A 15,220-nucleotide genomic window follows, 5' to 3' on the forward strand; every position below is an offset into this window, starting at 1 on the left:
CCGCGCGTCGTTCACACCGTCACCAGCGGGCGGAGCCTCTCGAGGGTCTTCTCGCCGATGCCGGGCACGCCGAGCAGATCGTCGACCGAGCGGAACACGCCGTTCTCCTCGCGCCAGTCGAGGATCGCGCCGGCGGTCGCCGGGCCGACACCCGGAAGGCTCTGCAGCGCGGCGTCGTCGGCGAGATTCAGATCGACGGCATCCCCGGTGGCGGCACCCCCGGACGCCGGTTCGGCGGCACCGCCCGCCCCTCCCCCCTCGGCCGCCTCGGCGGCGGGCTCGCCCACGGCGGGCACCCGCAGCTGCTCGCCGTCGACGACCGGTCGGGCGAGGTTCACCCCGGCCTGATCGGCGCCGTCGCCGAAGCCGCCCGCGGCGGCCACGACGTCGACCACCCGCGAACCGGCCGGCAGCTCGTAGAGCCCCGGCGAGACCACCGCGCCGTGCACATGGACGAAGAGGACGCCGCCCGCGGCCTCCACCCCGCCGGACGGCGCGCCGTCCGGTCCGCCCGCCACGGCGTCGGACGCGCCCGACGACGGAGGCGACGTGACCGCGATCGTCCCCGCGCCTCCTGCCGTGGAGAGCGCGGAGACGACGACGGTGACGACGAGCGCCGCGAGCACGAGCACCACGGCCGCGCCGACCCCCACGCGCCAGCGCGGACCCCGCGACGGGTCGGGGGCGCTGCTGAACGAGACGGTCATGGCGGCACGCTACGAGTCGCCCGACGACCCCCGCGGACGACGACGGCCGCCCTGGGGAAACCAGAGCGGCCGTCGCGGACGGGGAGGACGCATCCGCCCCCGGAGGATCACTTCACCGCGATGTTCACCAGACGCGGCGCGCGCACGATGACGTTCACGATCTCCTTGTCGCCGATCGAGCGCTGAACGGCGACGGAGGCGCGGGCCAGCGCCTCGAGCTCGTCCGAGCCGATCTTGGGCGAGACCTCGAGGCGGTCGCGCACCTTGCCGTTGACCTGCACGACGGCGGTGACGCTCGTCTCGACGAGCAGCGTCGGGTCGGCCTTCCGCCAGCCGTGCGTGGCGACGGAGACGCCCTCGTAGCCGAGCTTCTCCCACATCTCGGACGCCGTGTAGGGCGCGAAGAGCGACAGGCCCAGCGTGACCGTCTCGACGGCCTCGCGGACGGCGGGGTCGCCTGCGCCCGCACCCGAGTCGACGACCTTGCGGATCGCGTTGACGAGCTCCATCAGACGGGCGACGACGACGTTGAACTTGAACGCCTCGGTGAGGCCGGGGGCCTCGGCCAGGAACCGGTGGGTGACCCGGCGGAGGGCCTGGTCGCCGTCGGCCCACACGACGTCGGGTGCGCTCGAGACCTCGCCGGCCAGGCGGAACGCCCGGGCGAGGAACTTCGCGGACCCGGCGGGCGACACGTCGGCCCAGTCGATGTCGTCCTCCGGAGGACCGGCGAAGGCCATCGTCAGGCGGATCGCGTCGACGCCGTGCTTCTCGATCTCCTCGGAGAGCGTGACGAGGTTGCCCTTGCTCTTGCTCATCTTCGCGCCGTCCTGGAGGACCATGCCCTGGTTGAGCAGCGCGCTGAAGGGCTCGGTGAAGTCGAGGTGACCGAGGTCGAACAGCACCTTCGTGATGAAGCGCGCGTACAGCAGGTGCAGGATCGCGTGCTCGACGCCGCCGACGTACTGATCGACCGGGGCCCACCGGTTCACGACGGACGGGTCGAACGCGCGCTCGGCGTCGTTCGGGCTGAGGAACCGCAGGAAGTACCACGAGCTGTCGACGAAGGTGTCCATCGTGTCGGCGTCGCGCTTCGCCGGGGTGCCGTCGATCGGGTTCGGCACGTTCACCCAGTCGGCGGCCGCGCCGAGCGGCGAGCTGCCCTTGGGTTTGAGGTCGAGGCCCTCGGTGGGCGGCAGCAGCACGGGCAGCTGGTCTTCGGGCACCGGGATCTCCGTCCCGTCGGCGCCGTGCACGATCGGGATGGGGGTGCCCCAGAAGCGCTGACGGGAGATGAGCCAGTCGCGCAGGCGGTACGTCTTGGCGCCCTTGCCCGAGCCCGAGGCCTCGAGCAGCTCGATGACGCGCTTGATCGCGTTCGACTTGCTGAGACCGGTGAGCTGACCCGAGTTCATCAGGCGGCCGTCGCCGGTGAGGGCGACGCCCGTCTCGCGCGGGTTCAGCTCGGGCAGGTCGTCGGGCAGGATCGCCTGACCATCCGCGTCGAGCTCGAGCTTCGGGATGACGCCCGTCACGGCCGCGTTGGTGTCGACGACGACCCGCACGGGCAGGTCGTACTCGATGGCGAAGTCGAGGTCGCGCTGGTCGTGCGCGGGCACGGCCATGACGGCGCCGTGACCGTAGTCGGCGAGGACGTAGTCGGCGGCCCAGACGGGCATCGGGTCGCCGGTCAGCGGATTGACGGCGACGCGCCCGAGGGGCACGCCCGTCTTCGGCCGGTCGGTCGACTGGCGCTCGATCTCGGTCGACTTCTGCACCGCCGTCAGGTACTCGGCGAAGCGCTCGCGCACGTCGTCCGTCGCGTCCGCCACGAGCTCGGCCGCGAGGTCGGAGTCGGGGGCGACGACCATGAACGTCGCGCCGTACAGGGTGTCGGGTCGCGTGGTGAAGACCGTGACCCGCTCGTCACGCCCCTCGATCTCGAAGTGCACGTCGGCTCCGACCGAGCGACCGATCCAGTTGCGCTGCATGTTGAGCACCTTCGACGGCCAGCGGCCCTCGAGCTGGTTGAGGTCGTCGAGCAGGCGGTCGGCGTAGTCGGTGATCTTGAAGTACCACTGCGTCAGCTTCTTCTTGACGACGACGGCGCCCGAGCGCTCGCTCGTGCCGTCGGCCAGCACCTGCTCGTTGGCCAGCACGGTCTGATCGACCGGATCCCAGTTGACCCAGCTGTCCTTCCGGTACGCCAGGCCCTTCTCGTACATCTTGAGGAACAGCCACTGGTTCCACTTGTAGTACTCGGGGTCGCTCGTGTGCAGCACGCGATCCCAGTCGAACGACGGCGCGTAGAGCTTCATGCTCTGCTTCTGCTGCTCGATGTTCGCGTAGGTCCATTCGCGGGGGTCGACGCCGCGCTTGATGGCCGCGTTCTCGGCCGGGAGCCCGAAGCTGTCCCACCCGATCGGGTGCAGCACGTTGAAGCCCTGCTGACGCCAGTAGCGCGCGATGACGTCGCCGAGCGCGTAGCCCTCGGCATGACCCATGTGCAGGTCGCCCGAGGGGTACGGGAACATGTCGAGGATGTACTTGCGCGGGCGCTTGTCGTCGGGGTCGACGGCGAACGGCTTCGCCTCCTCCCACACGGCCTGCCACTTGCGCTGCAGCCGCGCGACGTCGTACTCGCGCTCCTCGTCGTGACGGGGCGGGCGCGGGGACTCGTCGGCGGAGGCTGTGTTGTCGTGCTCGTGTGCCACGGGACTCTCATTCATTCCTGGGGAGGGACGCAACCGGCTGCGGGGCACGTCGGAGTGCGGGCACGGCGACCCGACGATCTAGCGTAGATGACGGGCCCGTCGTCCGCCGAACCGGACTCCGGGGGCGGCGCCGGACTCAGGAGGCGCGGGTCGCGTCGTCCGCCAGCACCGCCAGCAGGGCGGCCGCCTTCACCCCGACCTCGTCCCACTCGTCGCGCGGGACCGACGACTCGGTGACCCCGCCGCCGACCCCGATGGTGGCGACGCGGACCGGGCCCGCGCCCCCCGGGCCCTCGTGACGGGCCCCGCCGTCGGCGCCGCCCGCCTCGACGACGATGGAGCGGATCACCATCGCGAGCGAGACGGCTCCGTCGAGGCCGATGAGGCCGACGGCGCCCGAGTAGATCCCGCGGGGGCGCGCCTCCCAGGCGGACAGCAGCTCGACGGCTCGGCGCTTCGGCGCACCGGTCATCGACCCCGCCGGGAACAGCGAGGCGACCGCGTCGAGACCGGTGGCACCGGCTCGCAGCCGCCCGCGCACCGTGCTGACGAGCTGGTGGACGGCCGGGTACGAGCGGACGGCGAAGAGCTCGACGACCTCGACGCTGCCGACGGAGCAGACCCGCGTCAGGTCGTTGCGCACGAGGTCGACGATCATGAGGTTCTCGGCGCGCTCCTTCTCGCTCGTGGCGAGGTCGTGAGCCAGCTCCGCGTCGACGGCGGCGTCGGTGCCGCGGGGGCGGGTGCCCTTGATCGGCGACGACGAGACCCGACCCCCGGGGGTCACCTCGACGAACGCCTCGGGCGAGGCGCCGAGCACGCTCGTGCCGCCGATCCGCACGAACGACGCCTGCGGGGCGGCGGACGCGCGTCGCAGCCTCCGGTACAGGGTCAGGTCGTCGTCGACCCCCTCCACGGTCACCCGGGTCGTCGGGCAGAGCACGTACGCCTCGCCGTCGGCGATCGCGGCCTGGCAGCGGGCCACCAGGGCGAGGTAGGCCGCCGCATCGTGGTCCCAGCGCGGAGGAGCCGAGGAGGCGCGGTGCGGGACGATCGCGCGCCGCGCCTCCTCGACCGCGAGATCGTCCCACCTCGCCCGGACGTCGTCGAGCCACGCGCGATCGGCCGTGCTGACGGCCTCGACGGTCCGCCGGGCGTGATCGAAGACGAGCGCGCGGTCGGTGCGCAGGAGCGCGAGATCGGGCGGGCCGCCGTCGTCGTGCCGGGGGGACGCCCCGTGCAGTCCGCCGTCGCGCTCGAGGAGGCGCAGACCCAGGCCGTAGCCGAGCCAGCCGGCCCACCCCAGCGGATCCGCGTCGTCGCGCCGGTCGGCCGAGGAGGCGCGGAGGGCGTCCCAGGCCGCGTCGAGACCGCCGTCGGAGGCCCGGGCGGTGACCGCCGTGCCCCACGCGACGACGGACCGGCCGGTCGGTGCGCCGACGCCGGCGTCGATCCAGACGACGTCGCCGTCGGCGGCCAGGCACGAGACGACGAGTTCTGGGTCGCGCCACACGAGCGGCGCACGGACCACCGGAGGGCGCATAGCCTTGAGTTTATGAGCACGGCGACGATCCTCCGGTGGCACGACGGACGCCTCGAGACCGCCGCCAAGGACGACCTCGGCCCCGACCGCGCCGCTCCCCGTCGCATCGAGCTCGCCGTCGCCGACTCGTGGCTCGTCGACGACGGCCGGGTGCGGGCGCTCGACGTCCACCGCGACCGCTTCACCGCCTCGGCGGCCGCCGAGCTGGCCGCGCGCGGCACCGGCCCCGCCGACTCCCCCGACGTCGACGCGTTCTGGGCTGCAGCGGTCGCCCGGCTGCCGCGGACGGGCCGCTGGTTCCCCCGGGTCGAGCTCGTCTCCGCCTCCGCGACCGACGCGACCCGCGCCTCCTCGACGGAGCTCCGGCTGCGGCTGCGGCCCGCGCCGCCGGCCTCCTCGTCGGTGGTGCTCGCCACCGCGTCGCACGACCCGCGGACGCTGCCTCTCGTCAAGGGGCCCGACCTCGACGCCCTCGGACGCGTGCGCGACGAGGCGGGACTCCGCGGCGCCGACGAGGCGGTCGTGCTCTCGGACGACGGCCACGTGATCGACGGCGCCTGGAGCTCGATCGTGTGGTGGCGCGGCGACGCGCTCTGCCTGCCCGCCGACGACCTGCCGCGACTGCCCGGGGTGACCGTCCGCACGCTGGCCACGCTGGCGGCCGTGATGGGGATCGACGTGCTGCACGAGCACGCCCGACCCGACGAGCTCGACGGCTTCGAGATCTGGACGACGAGCGCCCTGCACGGGCTGCGCATCGCCACCGACTGGGTCGACGGCCCCTCGCCCGCCGAAGAGCCCGGCCGGCTCGCCCTCTGGCGGAGCCGGCTCGAGGCGCTCCGCCGGCCGCTCCCGCCCGGCTAGGCGCGACCCCGCGTCCCGGTCTCGCGCCGGTGCACGTCGACGCGCCGATCCGGTGGGCCGACGCGCCGATCCGACGGGCCGGGGCCTAGGAGGCGCGGGTCGGGTCGATCACGCGACCGTCCTCGATCCGCACGCGGCGGGTCACCAGTCGCTCGTCGACGGGCACGTGCGAGACGAGCAGCACGGTCGTCCCATCCTGGCGAGCCGTCGTGAGCACGTCGGCGATCAGACGCTCGGCGAGATCCGCGTCGAGTCCGGCCGTCGGCTCGTCGAGGACGAGCACCGGGAACCCGTGCAGCAGCGCTCGCGCCACCGAGATCCGCTGCGCCTGACCGCCCGAGACGAGGGCGCCGCGCTCGCCGAGACGGGCATCGAGGCCCCCGCGGGTGCGCACCCACCCGGCGAGATCGACCCTCTCGAGGACGCTCCAGAGGTCGTCGTCCGACGCCGTGTCGCGGGCGAAGAGGAGGTTCTGACGGACGGACTCGTCGAAGAGGTACGGCTCCTGCTCGAGCAGGCCCACCGTGGCCCTCACGCGCGCGGCAGGCACATCGGACGCCTCACGACCGCCCACCTCGTACCGCCCCTCGTACGCGAGGAACCTCGCCAGGACGGCGGCCAGGGTGCTCTTGCCCGCGCCGCTCGGTCCCTCGATCACGATGCGCTCCCCCACCCGCACGTCGAGGTCGACGGACCGGAGGGCCGTGCGAGCCGACCCGGGCCAGGAGGCCGAGAGCCCCCGGAGGCGCACGGCCGAGCCGCCCGGCGGCGGCAGCGGGAGGCGGGCCGAGGCGACGTCGACCACGTCGGCGCCGGCGTCGGCTCCTGGGCCCGCGTCGGCGTCGGCATCCGCGTCCGCGTCGGCATCCGCGTCGGCATCCGCGTCGGTGTCGGCGTCGACGACGACCTCGGGTGGTGCGACGGCCGGGACGACCGACTCGAGGCGGTCGGCGCTCGCCCGGACCCGCCGCCAGGCGAGCACGGCCGTCGGGACGGAGCCGACGACCTCGAACACCGCCAGGGGCACCAGGGCGACGAGCGCGAAGGCCGGACCCGAGAGATCCCCCGTAGCGACCGACGGGGCCGCTGCGAGCACGGTCGCCCAGACGGTCGCCCCCGACAGGAGCGAGACGAGCGCCGCCACGACTCCGGTCGACGTCGCCCGTCGACGGGCGGCGGCACGGAGGTCGTCGTCGAGGCGGGCGACCCGGTCGAGCTGCCCGTCGACGGCGTCGAAGGCGACCAGCACGTCGAGGTTCTGCAGGGTGTCGAGGACCGCGCCTCCGAGAGCCCCCCGGCGGTCGGCCAGGGCCTGCTCGCTGCGGCGGGCGAGGACGTCGGCGCTGAGGCACCCGACGACGAAGGCCACCACGAGGCCGACGGCGAGCACGAGCGCGGCCCGAGGTGAGAAGAAGGCGACTCCGACGACCGACGCGACCGACGCGGCTCCCGACACGACGAGGGGCTGCACCACGCGCAGCGGGAGGTCCTGCAGCGCATCGACGTCGCTGACCATCCGTGAGAGCAGGTCGCCGCGGTCGACCCTGCCGAGACCGGCGGGAGCGATCCGCACGAGTCGCCGGTAGAGCTCGGTCCGCACGACCGCCAGCTGTCGGAACGCCGCGTCGTGGCTGGCGAGGCGCTCGAGGTACCGGAAGAACGCCCGGGCGAGGGCGAACGCCCTGACCCCCACCATCGACAGGGTGAGGAAGAGGATCGGCGGCTGCTCGGCCGCATGCGTGATGAGGTGAGCCGACGCCGCCAGCAGGGCGATGGCGCTCACGGCGCTGACCGCGCCGAGGAGGACCCCGGGCAGCGAACGACGGAGCGACGGCTGGGCCGCGCGCAGCAGGGAGCGCGTCATCGGCGACCGCCCCCGGACTCGACGGGCACCGGCTCGACGGGCACGGGCTCGACGGAAGCAGCGGCCGGGATGCGGACGACGGCGTCGGCCGCGTCGCGGATCGCGGTGCGGTGCGTCACGACGACCACCGCCACGCCGGATCGCGCCACGGCGACGAGGCCGGCCACCAGGCGCGCTTCGGTGACGGGATCGAGAGCGGATGACGGCTCGTCGACGAGCAGCAGACGCCCCGAGCGGCGACGCAGACGGTGGATCGCCCGGGCCAGGGCGACCCGCTGAGCCTGGCCGCCCGACAGACCCCGGCCGCCCGCGCCCAGGACGGCCGCGGGATCGAGGTCCGACCCGCCGACGTCGTCGAGGGCGCGCCGGACGTCGGCGGGGTCGAGCGGTTCGCCGAGGGCGACGTTCTCGGCGATCGTCCCCGAGAGGAGACCGGCGGTCTGACCCGACCAGGCGATCTCGGCCGGCACGGGCGCGCGCCCGGCGTCCCGCCAGACCACGGCACCCTCGGCCGGCACTGCTCCGCGGAGCGCGGCGAGAAGCGACGACTTGCCGGCGCCGCTCGGGCCGACGACGGCGACCAGGCGCCCCACGGGGGCGACGAACGACGTCGCTGCCAGGGCGAGCGCGCCTCCTCGGTGCACCTCCAGCCCGGAGACGACGAGCGCGTCGGATTCCGCGACGACCCCGACCTCCGATGCGGGCGTCGGGACGACGGGCGACGGGCCCACCGCCTCGGCCTCGTCGAGCAGCTCGATCACGTCGGCGGACGCGGCGACGCCGTCGGACGCCGCATGGTAGTTGGCGCCCACCTGACGGAGCGGCAGATAGGCCTCGGGCGCGAGGAGCAGCACGAACAGGGCGACGGGCAGAGCGAGAGATCCGTCGACGAGACGGATCCCGATCGACACGGCCACGAGGGCCACCGACAGCGACGCGGCGAGTTCGAGGGCGAAGCCGCTGAGGAACGACACCCGCAGCACCGACATGGTCTGCGTGCGGTACTCGTCGGTCAGACGGCCGATGCGAGCGACCTGACGACGCTCGCGCCCGAACACCTTGAGGGTCGAGAGCCCGTTCACCGCGTCGAGGAACGCCGAGGCGAGACCGGCCAGACGATCCCACTGGCGGGCCTGCGCCGTCCGGGTCGTCCAGCCGATCAGCACCATGAAGACGGGGATGAGCGGCAGGGTCGCCACGACGATCACGGCGGAGAGCCAGTCGCTCGCCGCCATGACCCCGACGATGATCGGCGTGCTGAGGGCGGTGAGGATCAGCTGGGGCAGGTACTTGGCGAAGTAGTCGTCGAGCGCGTCGAGCCCCGGCCCCACGAGCGTCGCCAGCCGGGCGGAGTTCCGCCGGGCCAGCCACTCGTGTCCGCGGTCGACGACGGCGCGAACGACCCGGCGGCGCAGCTGGCTCTTGACGACGGCGGCGGTCCGCGCCGCGACGGCTTCGAGCGACCACGAGACGAGCGAACGGACCACGACCGCGATCGCCAGGCCGACCAGCGCCTCCGCGAGGGCCGGGACGCCGCGCCCGTCGACGACGGCGACGACCGCCCGCGACGCGTACCAGGCGACGGCCACGACGCAGAGGGTCTGGACGACGCCGAGCAGCGCCCCGATCGCGAGGAACGACCGGGCCGCCGCCGCGTAGCGCAGGAGGCGCGGGTCGAGCGGTCTCACGGTCGTCGCCTCACGAGTGGGCCGGGATCGATGCCCGGCTGATCCGCTTGCGGAAGATCCAGTACGTGAACCCCTGATAGCCGAGGATGAGCGGGACGAAGACGAGCGCGACCCAGCTCATGATCGTCAGGGTGTACTCCGAGCTGGAGGCGTTCGCGATCGTCAGGCTGTTCGCCGGGTCGTTGCTCGCCGGCATGACGCCGGGGAACAGGGCCGCGAACAGGCTCGCCACCGCGAGTGCGATCGTCACGGCCATCAGGGCGAACGCGCGCCCCTCGCGACCCCGCAGGTTCGCGACGAAGGACCCGATGAGCGCGACGGCCGCGCCCGCCGAGAGCACCGCCGACGCGGGCGTCCCGTGCATGAGCGTGGTGATGGCCAGGAACGACGCCGCGACGACGATCGTGACGGCACCGGCGCGGACGGCGAGTCGCCGGGCGCGATCGCGCATGTCGCCCTCGGTCTTCAGCGAGACGAACACGACGCCGTGGGTGAAGAAGAGCAGCAGGGTCGTGAGACCGCCGAGCAGCGCGTACGGGTTCAGCAGGTCGAGAAGGGTGCCCGTGTAGTTGAAGCCGGGGTCGAGCGGCACCCCGCGCACGACGTTCGCGAAGACGACGCCCCACACGAAGGCGGGTACGGCCGAGCCGACCGTGATCATCAGGTCGAAGCGGCGCTTCCAGGCGGCCTCGGGGCGCTGGTGCCGGTACTCGAACGAGACCCCTCGGGCGATGAGCGCCAGCAGGATGAGCAGCAGCAGCAGGTAGAACCCGCTGAACAGCGTGGCGTACCACTCGGGGAACGCGGCGAACATGAACGCCCCGGCGACGATGACCCAGGTCTCGTTGAGATCCCAGACCGGCCCGATCGTGTTGATCAGCACACGTCGGTCGGTGTCGTCCCGGCCGAGGAACGGCAGCGACATGCCGACGCCGAAGTCGAAGCCGTCGAGGACGAAGTAGCCGACGAAGAAGAACGCCAGGATGAGGAACCAGAGGGTGGCGAGGTCCATCAGTACACCGTCGCTTCGTGTCGGATCTCGCCGGACTCGGGGTCGGGCACGGGCGCCTCGCCCGGCCCCTTCTGGGCCGCCTTGACGATGAGCCGGAACTCGACGACCGCGAGGCTGCCGTAGATCGCGGTGAACGCCACCAGCGAGATGAGCACCGTCAGACCGGTCACGCCGGGCGAGACGCCGTCGGAGGTCTGCAGCAGCCCGAAGACCAGCCAGGGTTGGCGGCCCATCTCGGTGAAGACCCAGCCGACGATCATCGCCAGCAGCGGCAGCGGGTACGACCAGACGGCCGCACGCCACACCCAGCGGTTCTCGGGCAGGCGCCCCTTGCGGGTCACCCAGAGGCCGACGAGCGAGATCATGATGGCGACCATGCCGAGGCCCATCATCCAGCGGAACGACCAGTACGTCACCCAGATGATCGGGGTGTAGTCGCCGGGCCCGTAGAGCTGCGTGTACTGCGCCTGCAGGTCGTTGATGCCCTCGACGGTGCCGTCGAAGGTGTGCGTCGACAGGAAGCTCAGCAGGTACGGGACGCGGATGCTGAAGAGCTCGTGCACGCCGTCGGGCGTGCCCAGCGTGAAGATCGAGAACGACGCGTCGGCGCCCGTCGACGTCTTGTAGAGGGCCTCCGCCGCGGCCATCTTCATCGGCTGGGTCTCGACCATGGCGAGTCCCAGCTGATCTCCGGTCAGGACGGTGAGCGCACCGGCCGCGACCATCGTCCAGAGTCCGAAGCGGAGGGCGGGGCGCATGGTCTCGAGATTCTGATTGCGGGACAGGTGCCACGCCGCCACCGCGACGATCACCGCGGCCGAGACCATGAAGCAGGCGAAGATCGTGTGCGGGAAGGCCGCGAGGGCGACCTTGTTGGTCAGCACCTCCCAGATGCTCGTGAGCTCGGCGCGGCCCTTCTCCTCGTTGATGGCGTAGCCGACCGGGTTCTGCATGAACGCGTTCGCCGCGATGATGAAGTAGGCGGAGAGGATGCTCCCGAGCGTGGCGCCCCAGATGCTCGCCAGGTGGAGGCCCTTGGGCACCTTGTCCCAGCCGAAGATCCAGATGCCGATGAAGGTGGCCTCCAGGAAGAACGCGAGCAGCCCCTCGAGCGCCAGCGGCGCGCCGAACACGTCGCCGACGAAGCGCGAGTAGTCGGACCAGTTCATGCCGAACTGGAACTCCTGCACGATGCCGGTCACGACGCCCATGGCGAAGTTGATCAGGAAGATCTTGCCGAAGAACCGGGTGAGCTGCAGATAGTGCAGCCTGCCGGTCCGGACCCATGCCGTCTGGAAGACCGCGACCGTGAAGGCCATGCCGATCGTCAGGGGCACGAAGAGGAAGTGGTAGATCGTCGTCAGACCGAACTGCCACCGCGAGAGGAGGAGCGGGTCGAGGAGGTCGTTCACAGGACTCAGTATGCGTCCGCAGTAAAACAACACCTGTCGATTAGGGGGGTCGGTCGCTGCCGGATGCCTGTGAATAGGATCGGGGGCGTGAACGACCTCCTCGGCAGCCTCCTCGACCTCGTCCAGTCGGTCGACCCCGTGCTCCGGACCCTGCTCGCGGGCCTGGCCATGGTGCTCGAGACGTCCGTGCTCCTCGGACTGGTCGTCCCGGGCGACACCGTCGCCATCGTGTCGTCGACCGCGGTCGCGACGCCGTCCGAGTTCGTCGCCCTGATCGCCGCCCTGATGATCGGGGCGCTCGTCGGCGAGAGCGTGGGCTTCGCTCTGGGTCGCCGCTTCGGACCGGCGATCCGCCGCAGCGCCGTCGGCCGACGCCTGGGCGAACGCAACTGGGTGCGGGCGGAGACCTACCTCGCACGCCGCGGCGGCATCGCCGTGTTCGTCTCGCGCTTCCTGCCGGTGCTCCATTCGCTCATCCCGCTGACCGTCGGGATGAGCCCGATGCGCTACCGCACGTTCCTGGCCTGGACCGCCCCCGCGTGCCTGCTGTGGTCGACCGCGTACGTGTCCGTCGGGGCCGGGGCGGCGGGCGGCTACCGGGAGGTCGCCGACCGGCTGCACGGCGCCGGCTACCTGTTCGTCGCCGCGATCGTCGTCTTCGCGGTGGCCGTCGTGGTGATCAAGCGGATCGTCCACTCCCGGGAGGAGCGCCACATGACGCCTCCGCCGGAGAACGACGCCGAGGCGTGAGCTCGGTGGGCGTGGGCCCGGCGGGCGCGGATCCGGCGGACCTCGGCCCGGCGGGCGCCCGAGAGGTCAGCGGACGGCGAGCACCGGCTCGAGATAGGCGACGACCACGCGGCGGCACTCGTCGATGAAGCGGCTGTCGCCCTCGCCCCCCGACACGAAGGCGCGAGCGAGCAGCGAGTTGCCGATCTCGACGACGACCTCTACCGCCAGCTCGGTCTCGACGTCGCGGACGACGCCGAACCGGTCGACCAGCAGGCTCGTGATGCGATCGGCCAGAGGACTGCCGGAGGGCGCCTCGTGCGGGGCTCCGAGGTCGGGGGCGTCGCCGAAGCGGATGGCCCGGAACCCGGGCTCCTCGCGGTACATGTCGGCCTTCGCGTCGATCAGGGCCTCGATGGCACGCCGCCAGTCGACGATCTCAGGGTCGGCCACCCGATCGGCCACCCGCGACGTCAGCCGCTGGATGCAGCGGAGGGCGAGGGCGTCGACCACGGCGATCCGGTCGGGGAAGTACCGATAGACGGTGCCGATCGACGCCCCGGCGCGCTCGGCGACCATCGCCGTCGTCAGACGCTCGTAGCCGATCTCGTCGATGATCGACGCCGCGGCGTCGAGCAGCCCCGTGAGGCGCGCAGAGCTCCGGGCCTGGACCGGCTCGTTCCTGAGCAGTGACGATCCCCCGGGCAGTGCTTCATTGACCTCGGTGACGAGCAACGGTTCTCCTTCTGGCGAGTCGCGACGTCGTCGCGGCATGGTGCTGGACGTCGGGGGATCGTGCCGGGGCGCGGCGGGCGCATCCGCCGCCTCGCCGACCGATGGCACCCGATGTCGGCGGGAGCCGGGATGATGGACGCATGTGCGGACGATTCGTGATGGCTCGCGCCTCGAGCGACCTGGTGGCCCTGTTCGACGTTGATGTATCAGGAGACACTCTCCCAGATCCTTCCTGGAATATCGCTCCGACCCGCCCGGTGCACCTCCTGGTCGATGCGGCGCCCCGGGGCGACGACGCCGGCGGCCCGCCCGTCCGTCGTCTCGCGGCCGCCCGCTGGGGTCTCGTGCCCGGCGGCTCGGCCGGACCCGAGGGCGCGCCCGTGATCAACGCCCGGTCCGAGACGGCGGCCGCGAAGCCGATGTTCCGCGAGGCCGTCGCCGCCCGTCGGGGGCTGGTCCCCGCCACGGGGTACTACGAGTGGACGACCGACTCGGCCGGGGTCAGGCACCCGCACCTCGTCCACCTCCCCGACGACGAGGTGATGCTCTTCGCCGCGCTCTACGAATGGTGGCGGGACCCTCGAGCGGCGCCCGACGCGCCGTCCCGGTGGCTGCTGTCGACGACGATCCTGACCCGCGCCTCCTCGGGTCCGCTCGCCTCGCTGCACGACCGCATGCCGGTCTTCGTCGGGGCCGACGTGATGGACGACTGGCTCGACCCCGAGACCGAGGGCGACGCCGATCTCGTCGAGGGCGTCGCGGGGCTGTCGCCCGAGATCGCCGGGCGCACGACGTCCCACGAGGTCTCGCCCGCCGTCGGCTCGGTGGGCACCGACTCCCCCTCCCTCGTCGAGCCCCTCTGACGTGACAGGATGGGCGCATGCCCGACACCCGTAGACCGGCCCCGGCCGGAGTCGAGCCGCTGCTGCACCGCGCCGCCCGCATCGAGAACTCGGTCCACCGGTTCCGAGAGAAGCGCGCACGCAGGCGGGGTCTCCTCCCGACGATCGTGCCCTACACGGGCTACGGCTCCCCCGGGTGGGCTCGCGTCCTGTCCCGGGTGCTGCTCACCCCGGCCGGGACCCTCGAGGGGATCGACCGCGCCAACGTCCGCGGCTGGCGGAGCTTCACCAGCGTGCCGGTCGAGAAGGCCCGCGTCGACGTGGTGCTGGGCGGGCGCACCCACCACCTCACGACCGACCGCGGCGGGGTGCTCGACGTCCGGGTCGAGGTCGATCTCGAGCCCGGCTGGCACATCGCCACCGTGAGCTGCGAGGGCTCGCTGCCCGTCGACGCGCCGGTGTACGTGATCGACCCCGACGTGCGGTTCGGCATCGTCTCCGACATCGACGACACGGTGATGGTCACCTCCCTGCCCCGCCCCTTCCTGGCTGCCTGGAACACCTTCGTGCTCAACGAGCACGCGCGCCGCCCCGTGCCCGGCATGTCGGTGCTGTACGAGCGCCTGCAGCGCTCCGCCGGCGGATGCCCCGTGATCTACCTCTCGACGGGCGCCTGGAACGTGGCGCCGACGCTGTCGCGCTTCCTCTCGCGCAACCTGTACCCGAGCGGCCCTCTGCTGCTGACCGACTGGGGTCCGACCCACGACCGGTTCTTCCGGAGCGGCCGCGAGCACAAGCGCGCCTCTCTCGAGCGCCTGGCCGCCGAGTTCCCCCACATGCGGTGGCTGCTGGTCGGTGACGACGGGCAGCACGACGAGGAGCTCTACGGGAGCTTCCTGCACGAGCATCCCGACTCCGTCGCGGCCGTGGCGATCCGGCAGCTCTCGCCGAGCGAGGCCGTTCTCGCCGGTGGCCGATCGCGCTCCGAGCACGCGCAGGGCAGTGACGTCACCTGGGTCTCGGCCCCCGACGGCGCCGGTCTGTGGGATCAGCTCGCCGATGCGGGCATCGTCGAGTGACGCGGGCCTTCTCTTATCACCGGATTTCTCG

At 72.5% G+C, this 15,220-nt stretch carries 12 protein-coding genes; 4 read left to right on the top strand and 8 right to left on the bottom strand.

Translation table 11 applies throughout. The annotated features are described in order from the left end of the window. Nucleotides 1–11: 11 nt before the first annotated feature. The 3 genes from ASF89_RS08900 to ASF89_RS08910 all read right to left on the bottom strand — a co-directional run bounded on the left by ASF89_RS08900 (nucleotide 12) and on the right by ASF89_RS08910 (nucleotide 4,964). Nucleotides 12–707: a ComEA family DNA-binding protein gene (locus ASF89_RS08900; protein ID WP_055813932.1), complete on the bottom strand. Its 696-nt coding sequence runs from the start codon at nucleotides 705–707 to the stop codon at nucleotides 12–14. 107 nt (nucleotides 708–814) lie between these two features. Further along, nucleotides 815–3,436, bottom strand: a complete 2,622-nt coding sequence (gene leuS / locus ASF89_RS08905; RefSeq protein ID WP_082489903.1) for a leucine--tRNA ligase — start codon at nucleotides 3,434–3,436, stop codon at nucleotides 815–817. A 121-nt stretch (nucleotides 3,437–3,557) separates the two neighbouring features. Beyond that, on the bottom strand, nucleotides 3,558–4,964 hold the full coding sequence (locus tag ASF89_RS08910; protein ID WP_055813938.1) for an anthranilate synthase component I family protein: 1,407 nt from the start codon (nucleotides 4,962–4,964) through the stop codon (nucleotides 3,558–3,560). A gap of 12 nt (nucleotides 4,965–4,976) precedes the next feature. Here ASF89_RS08910 and ASF89_RS08915 point away from each other — a divergent pair, with 12 nt between their 5' ends. Next, nucleotides 4,977–5,828 carry an aminotransferase class IV gene (locus tag ASF89_RS08915; protein ID WP_082489904.1) on the top strand — a complete coding sequence of 284 codons (852 nt, stop codon included), beginning with the start codon at nucleotides 4,977–4,979 and terminating at the stop codon, nucleotides 5,826–5,828. An 85-nt stretch (nucleotides 5,829–5,913) separates the two neighbouring features. Here ASF89_RS08915 and cydC read toward each other — a convergent pair whose 3' ends face one another. From cydC to ASF89_RS08935, 4 genes are read right to left on the bottom strand one after another with little or no spacing between them, the layout of a single operon-like run. Beyond that, complete coding sequence (gene cydC, locus ASF89_RS08920; protein WP_055813940.1) at nucleotides 5,914–7,692, bottom strand: thiol reductant ABC exporter subunit CydC; 1,779 nt, start codon at nucleotides 7,690–7,692, stop codon at nucleotides 5,914–5,916. After that, complete coding sequence (gene cydD, locus ASF89_RS08925) at nucleotides 7,689–9,380, bottom strand: thiol reductant ABC exporter subunit CydD (protein WP_055813943.1); 1,692 nt, start codon at nucleotides 9,378–9,380, stop codon at nucleotides 7,689–7,691. Before cydD ends, cydC begins: the two co-directional genes overlap by 4 nt. A 10-nt stretch (nucleotides 9,381–9,390) precedes the next feature. Continuing rightward, nucleotides 9,391–10,392 carry a cytochrome d ubiquinol oxidase subunit II gene (gene cydB / locus ASF89_RS08930; protein WP_055813947.1) on the bottom strand — a complete coding sequence of 334 codons (1,002 nt, stop codon included), beginning with the start codon at nucleotides 10,390–10,392 and terminating at the stop codon, nucleotides 9,391–9,393. Next, complete coding sequence (locus ASF89_RS08935; RefSeq protein WP_055813950.1) at nucleotides 10,392–11,804, bottom strand: cytochrome ubiquinol oxidase subunit I; 1,413 nt, start codon at nucleotides 11,802–11,804, stop codon at nucleotides 10,392–10,394. Before ASF89_RS08935 ends, cydB begins: the two co-directional genes overlap by 1 nt. An 87-nt stretch (nucleotides 11,805–11,891) precedes the next feature. Between ASF89_RS08935 and ASF89_RS08940 the strand changes: the two genes are divergently transcribed. After that, nucleotides 11,892–12,554 carry a DedA family protein gene (locus ASF89_RS08940; RefSeq protein WP_055813953.1) on the top strand — a complete coding sequence of 221 codons (663 nt, stop codon included), beginning with the start codon at nucleotides 11,892–11,894 and terminating at the stop codon, nucleotides 12,552–12,554. 66 nt (nucleotides 12,555–12,620) lie between these two features. Here ASF89_RS08940 and ASF89_RS08945 read toward each other — a convergent pair whose 3' ends face one another. Further along, nucleotides 12,621–13,268: a TetR/AcrR family transcriptional regulator gene (locus ASF89_RS08945; RefSeq protein WP_055796927.1), complete on the bottom strand. Its 648-nt coding sequence runs from the start codon at nucleotides 13,266–13,268 to the stop codon at nucleotides 12,621–12,623. A gap of 140 nt (nucleotides 13,269–13,408) precedes the next feature. Here ASF89_RS08945 and ASF89_RS08950 point away from each other — a divergent pair, with 140 nt between their 5' ends. Then, nucleotides 13,409–14,131, top strand: a complete 723-nt coding sequence (locus ASF89_RS08950) for an SOS response-associated peptidase (protein WP_055796924.1) — start codon at nucleotides 13,409–13,411, stop codon at nucleotides 14,129–14,131. Nucleotides 14,132–14,148: 17 nt separating this feature from the next. Then, entirely contained in the window at nucleotides 14,149–15,189 is a 1,041-nt protein-coding gene (locus tag ASF89_RS08955; protein WP_055796920.1) for an App1 family protein, read from the top strand. The last annotated feature ends 31 nt before the right edge of the window (nucleotides 15,190–15,220 follow it).

It is taken from the genome of Frigoribacterium sp. Leaf172 (assembly GCF_001424285.1).
Classification (GTDB): domain Bacteria; phylum Actinomycetota; class Actinomycetes; order Actinomycetales; family Microbacteriaceae; genus Frigoribacterium.

Excerpts from the sequence above, each read along its gene's own strand:
- cydB (WP_055813947.1), bottom strand. The coding sequence starts at position 10,392 with ATGGACCTCGCCACCCTCTGGTTCCTCATCCTGGCGTTCTTCTTCGTC.
- ASF89_RS08910 (WP_055813938.1), bottom strand. The coding sequence starts at position 4,964 with ATGCGCCCTCCGGTGGTCCGTGCGCCGCTCGTGTGGCGCGACCCAGAA.
- leuS (WP_082489903.1), bottom strand. The coding sequence starts at position 3,436 with ATGAATGAGAGTCCCGTGGCACACGAGCACGACAACACAGCCTCCGCC.
- ASF89_RS08900 (WP_055813932.1), bottom strand. The coding sequence starts at position 707 with ATGACCGTCTCGTTCAGCAGCGCCCCCGACCCGTCGCGGGGTCCGCGC.
- ASF89_RS08955 (WP_055796920.1), top strand. The coding sequence starts at position 14,149 with ATGCCCGACACCCGTAGACCGGCCCCGGCCGGAGTCGAGCCGCTGCTG.
- ASF89_RS08950 (WP_055796924.1), top strand. The coding sequence starts at position 13,409 with ATGTGCGGACGATTCGTGATGGCTCGCGCCTCGAGCGACCTGGTGGCC.
- ASF89_RS08915 (WP_082489904.1), top strand. The coding sequence starts at position 4,977 with ATGAGCACGGCGACGATCCTCCGGTGGCACGACGGACGCCTCGAGACC.
- cydC (WP_055813940.1), bottom strand. The coding sequence starts at position 7,692 with ATGACGCGCTCCCTGCTGCGCGCGGCCCAGCCGTCGCTCCGTCGTTCG.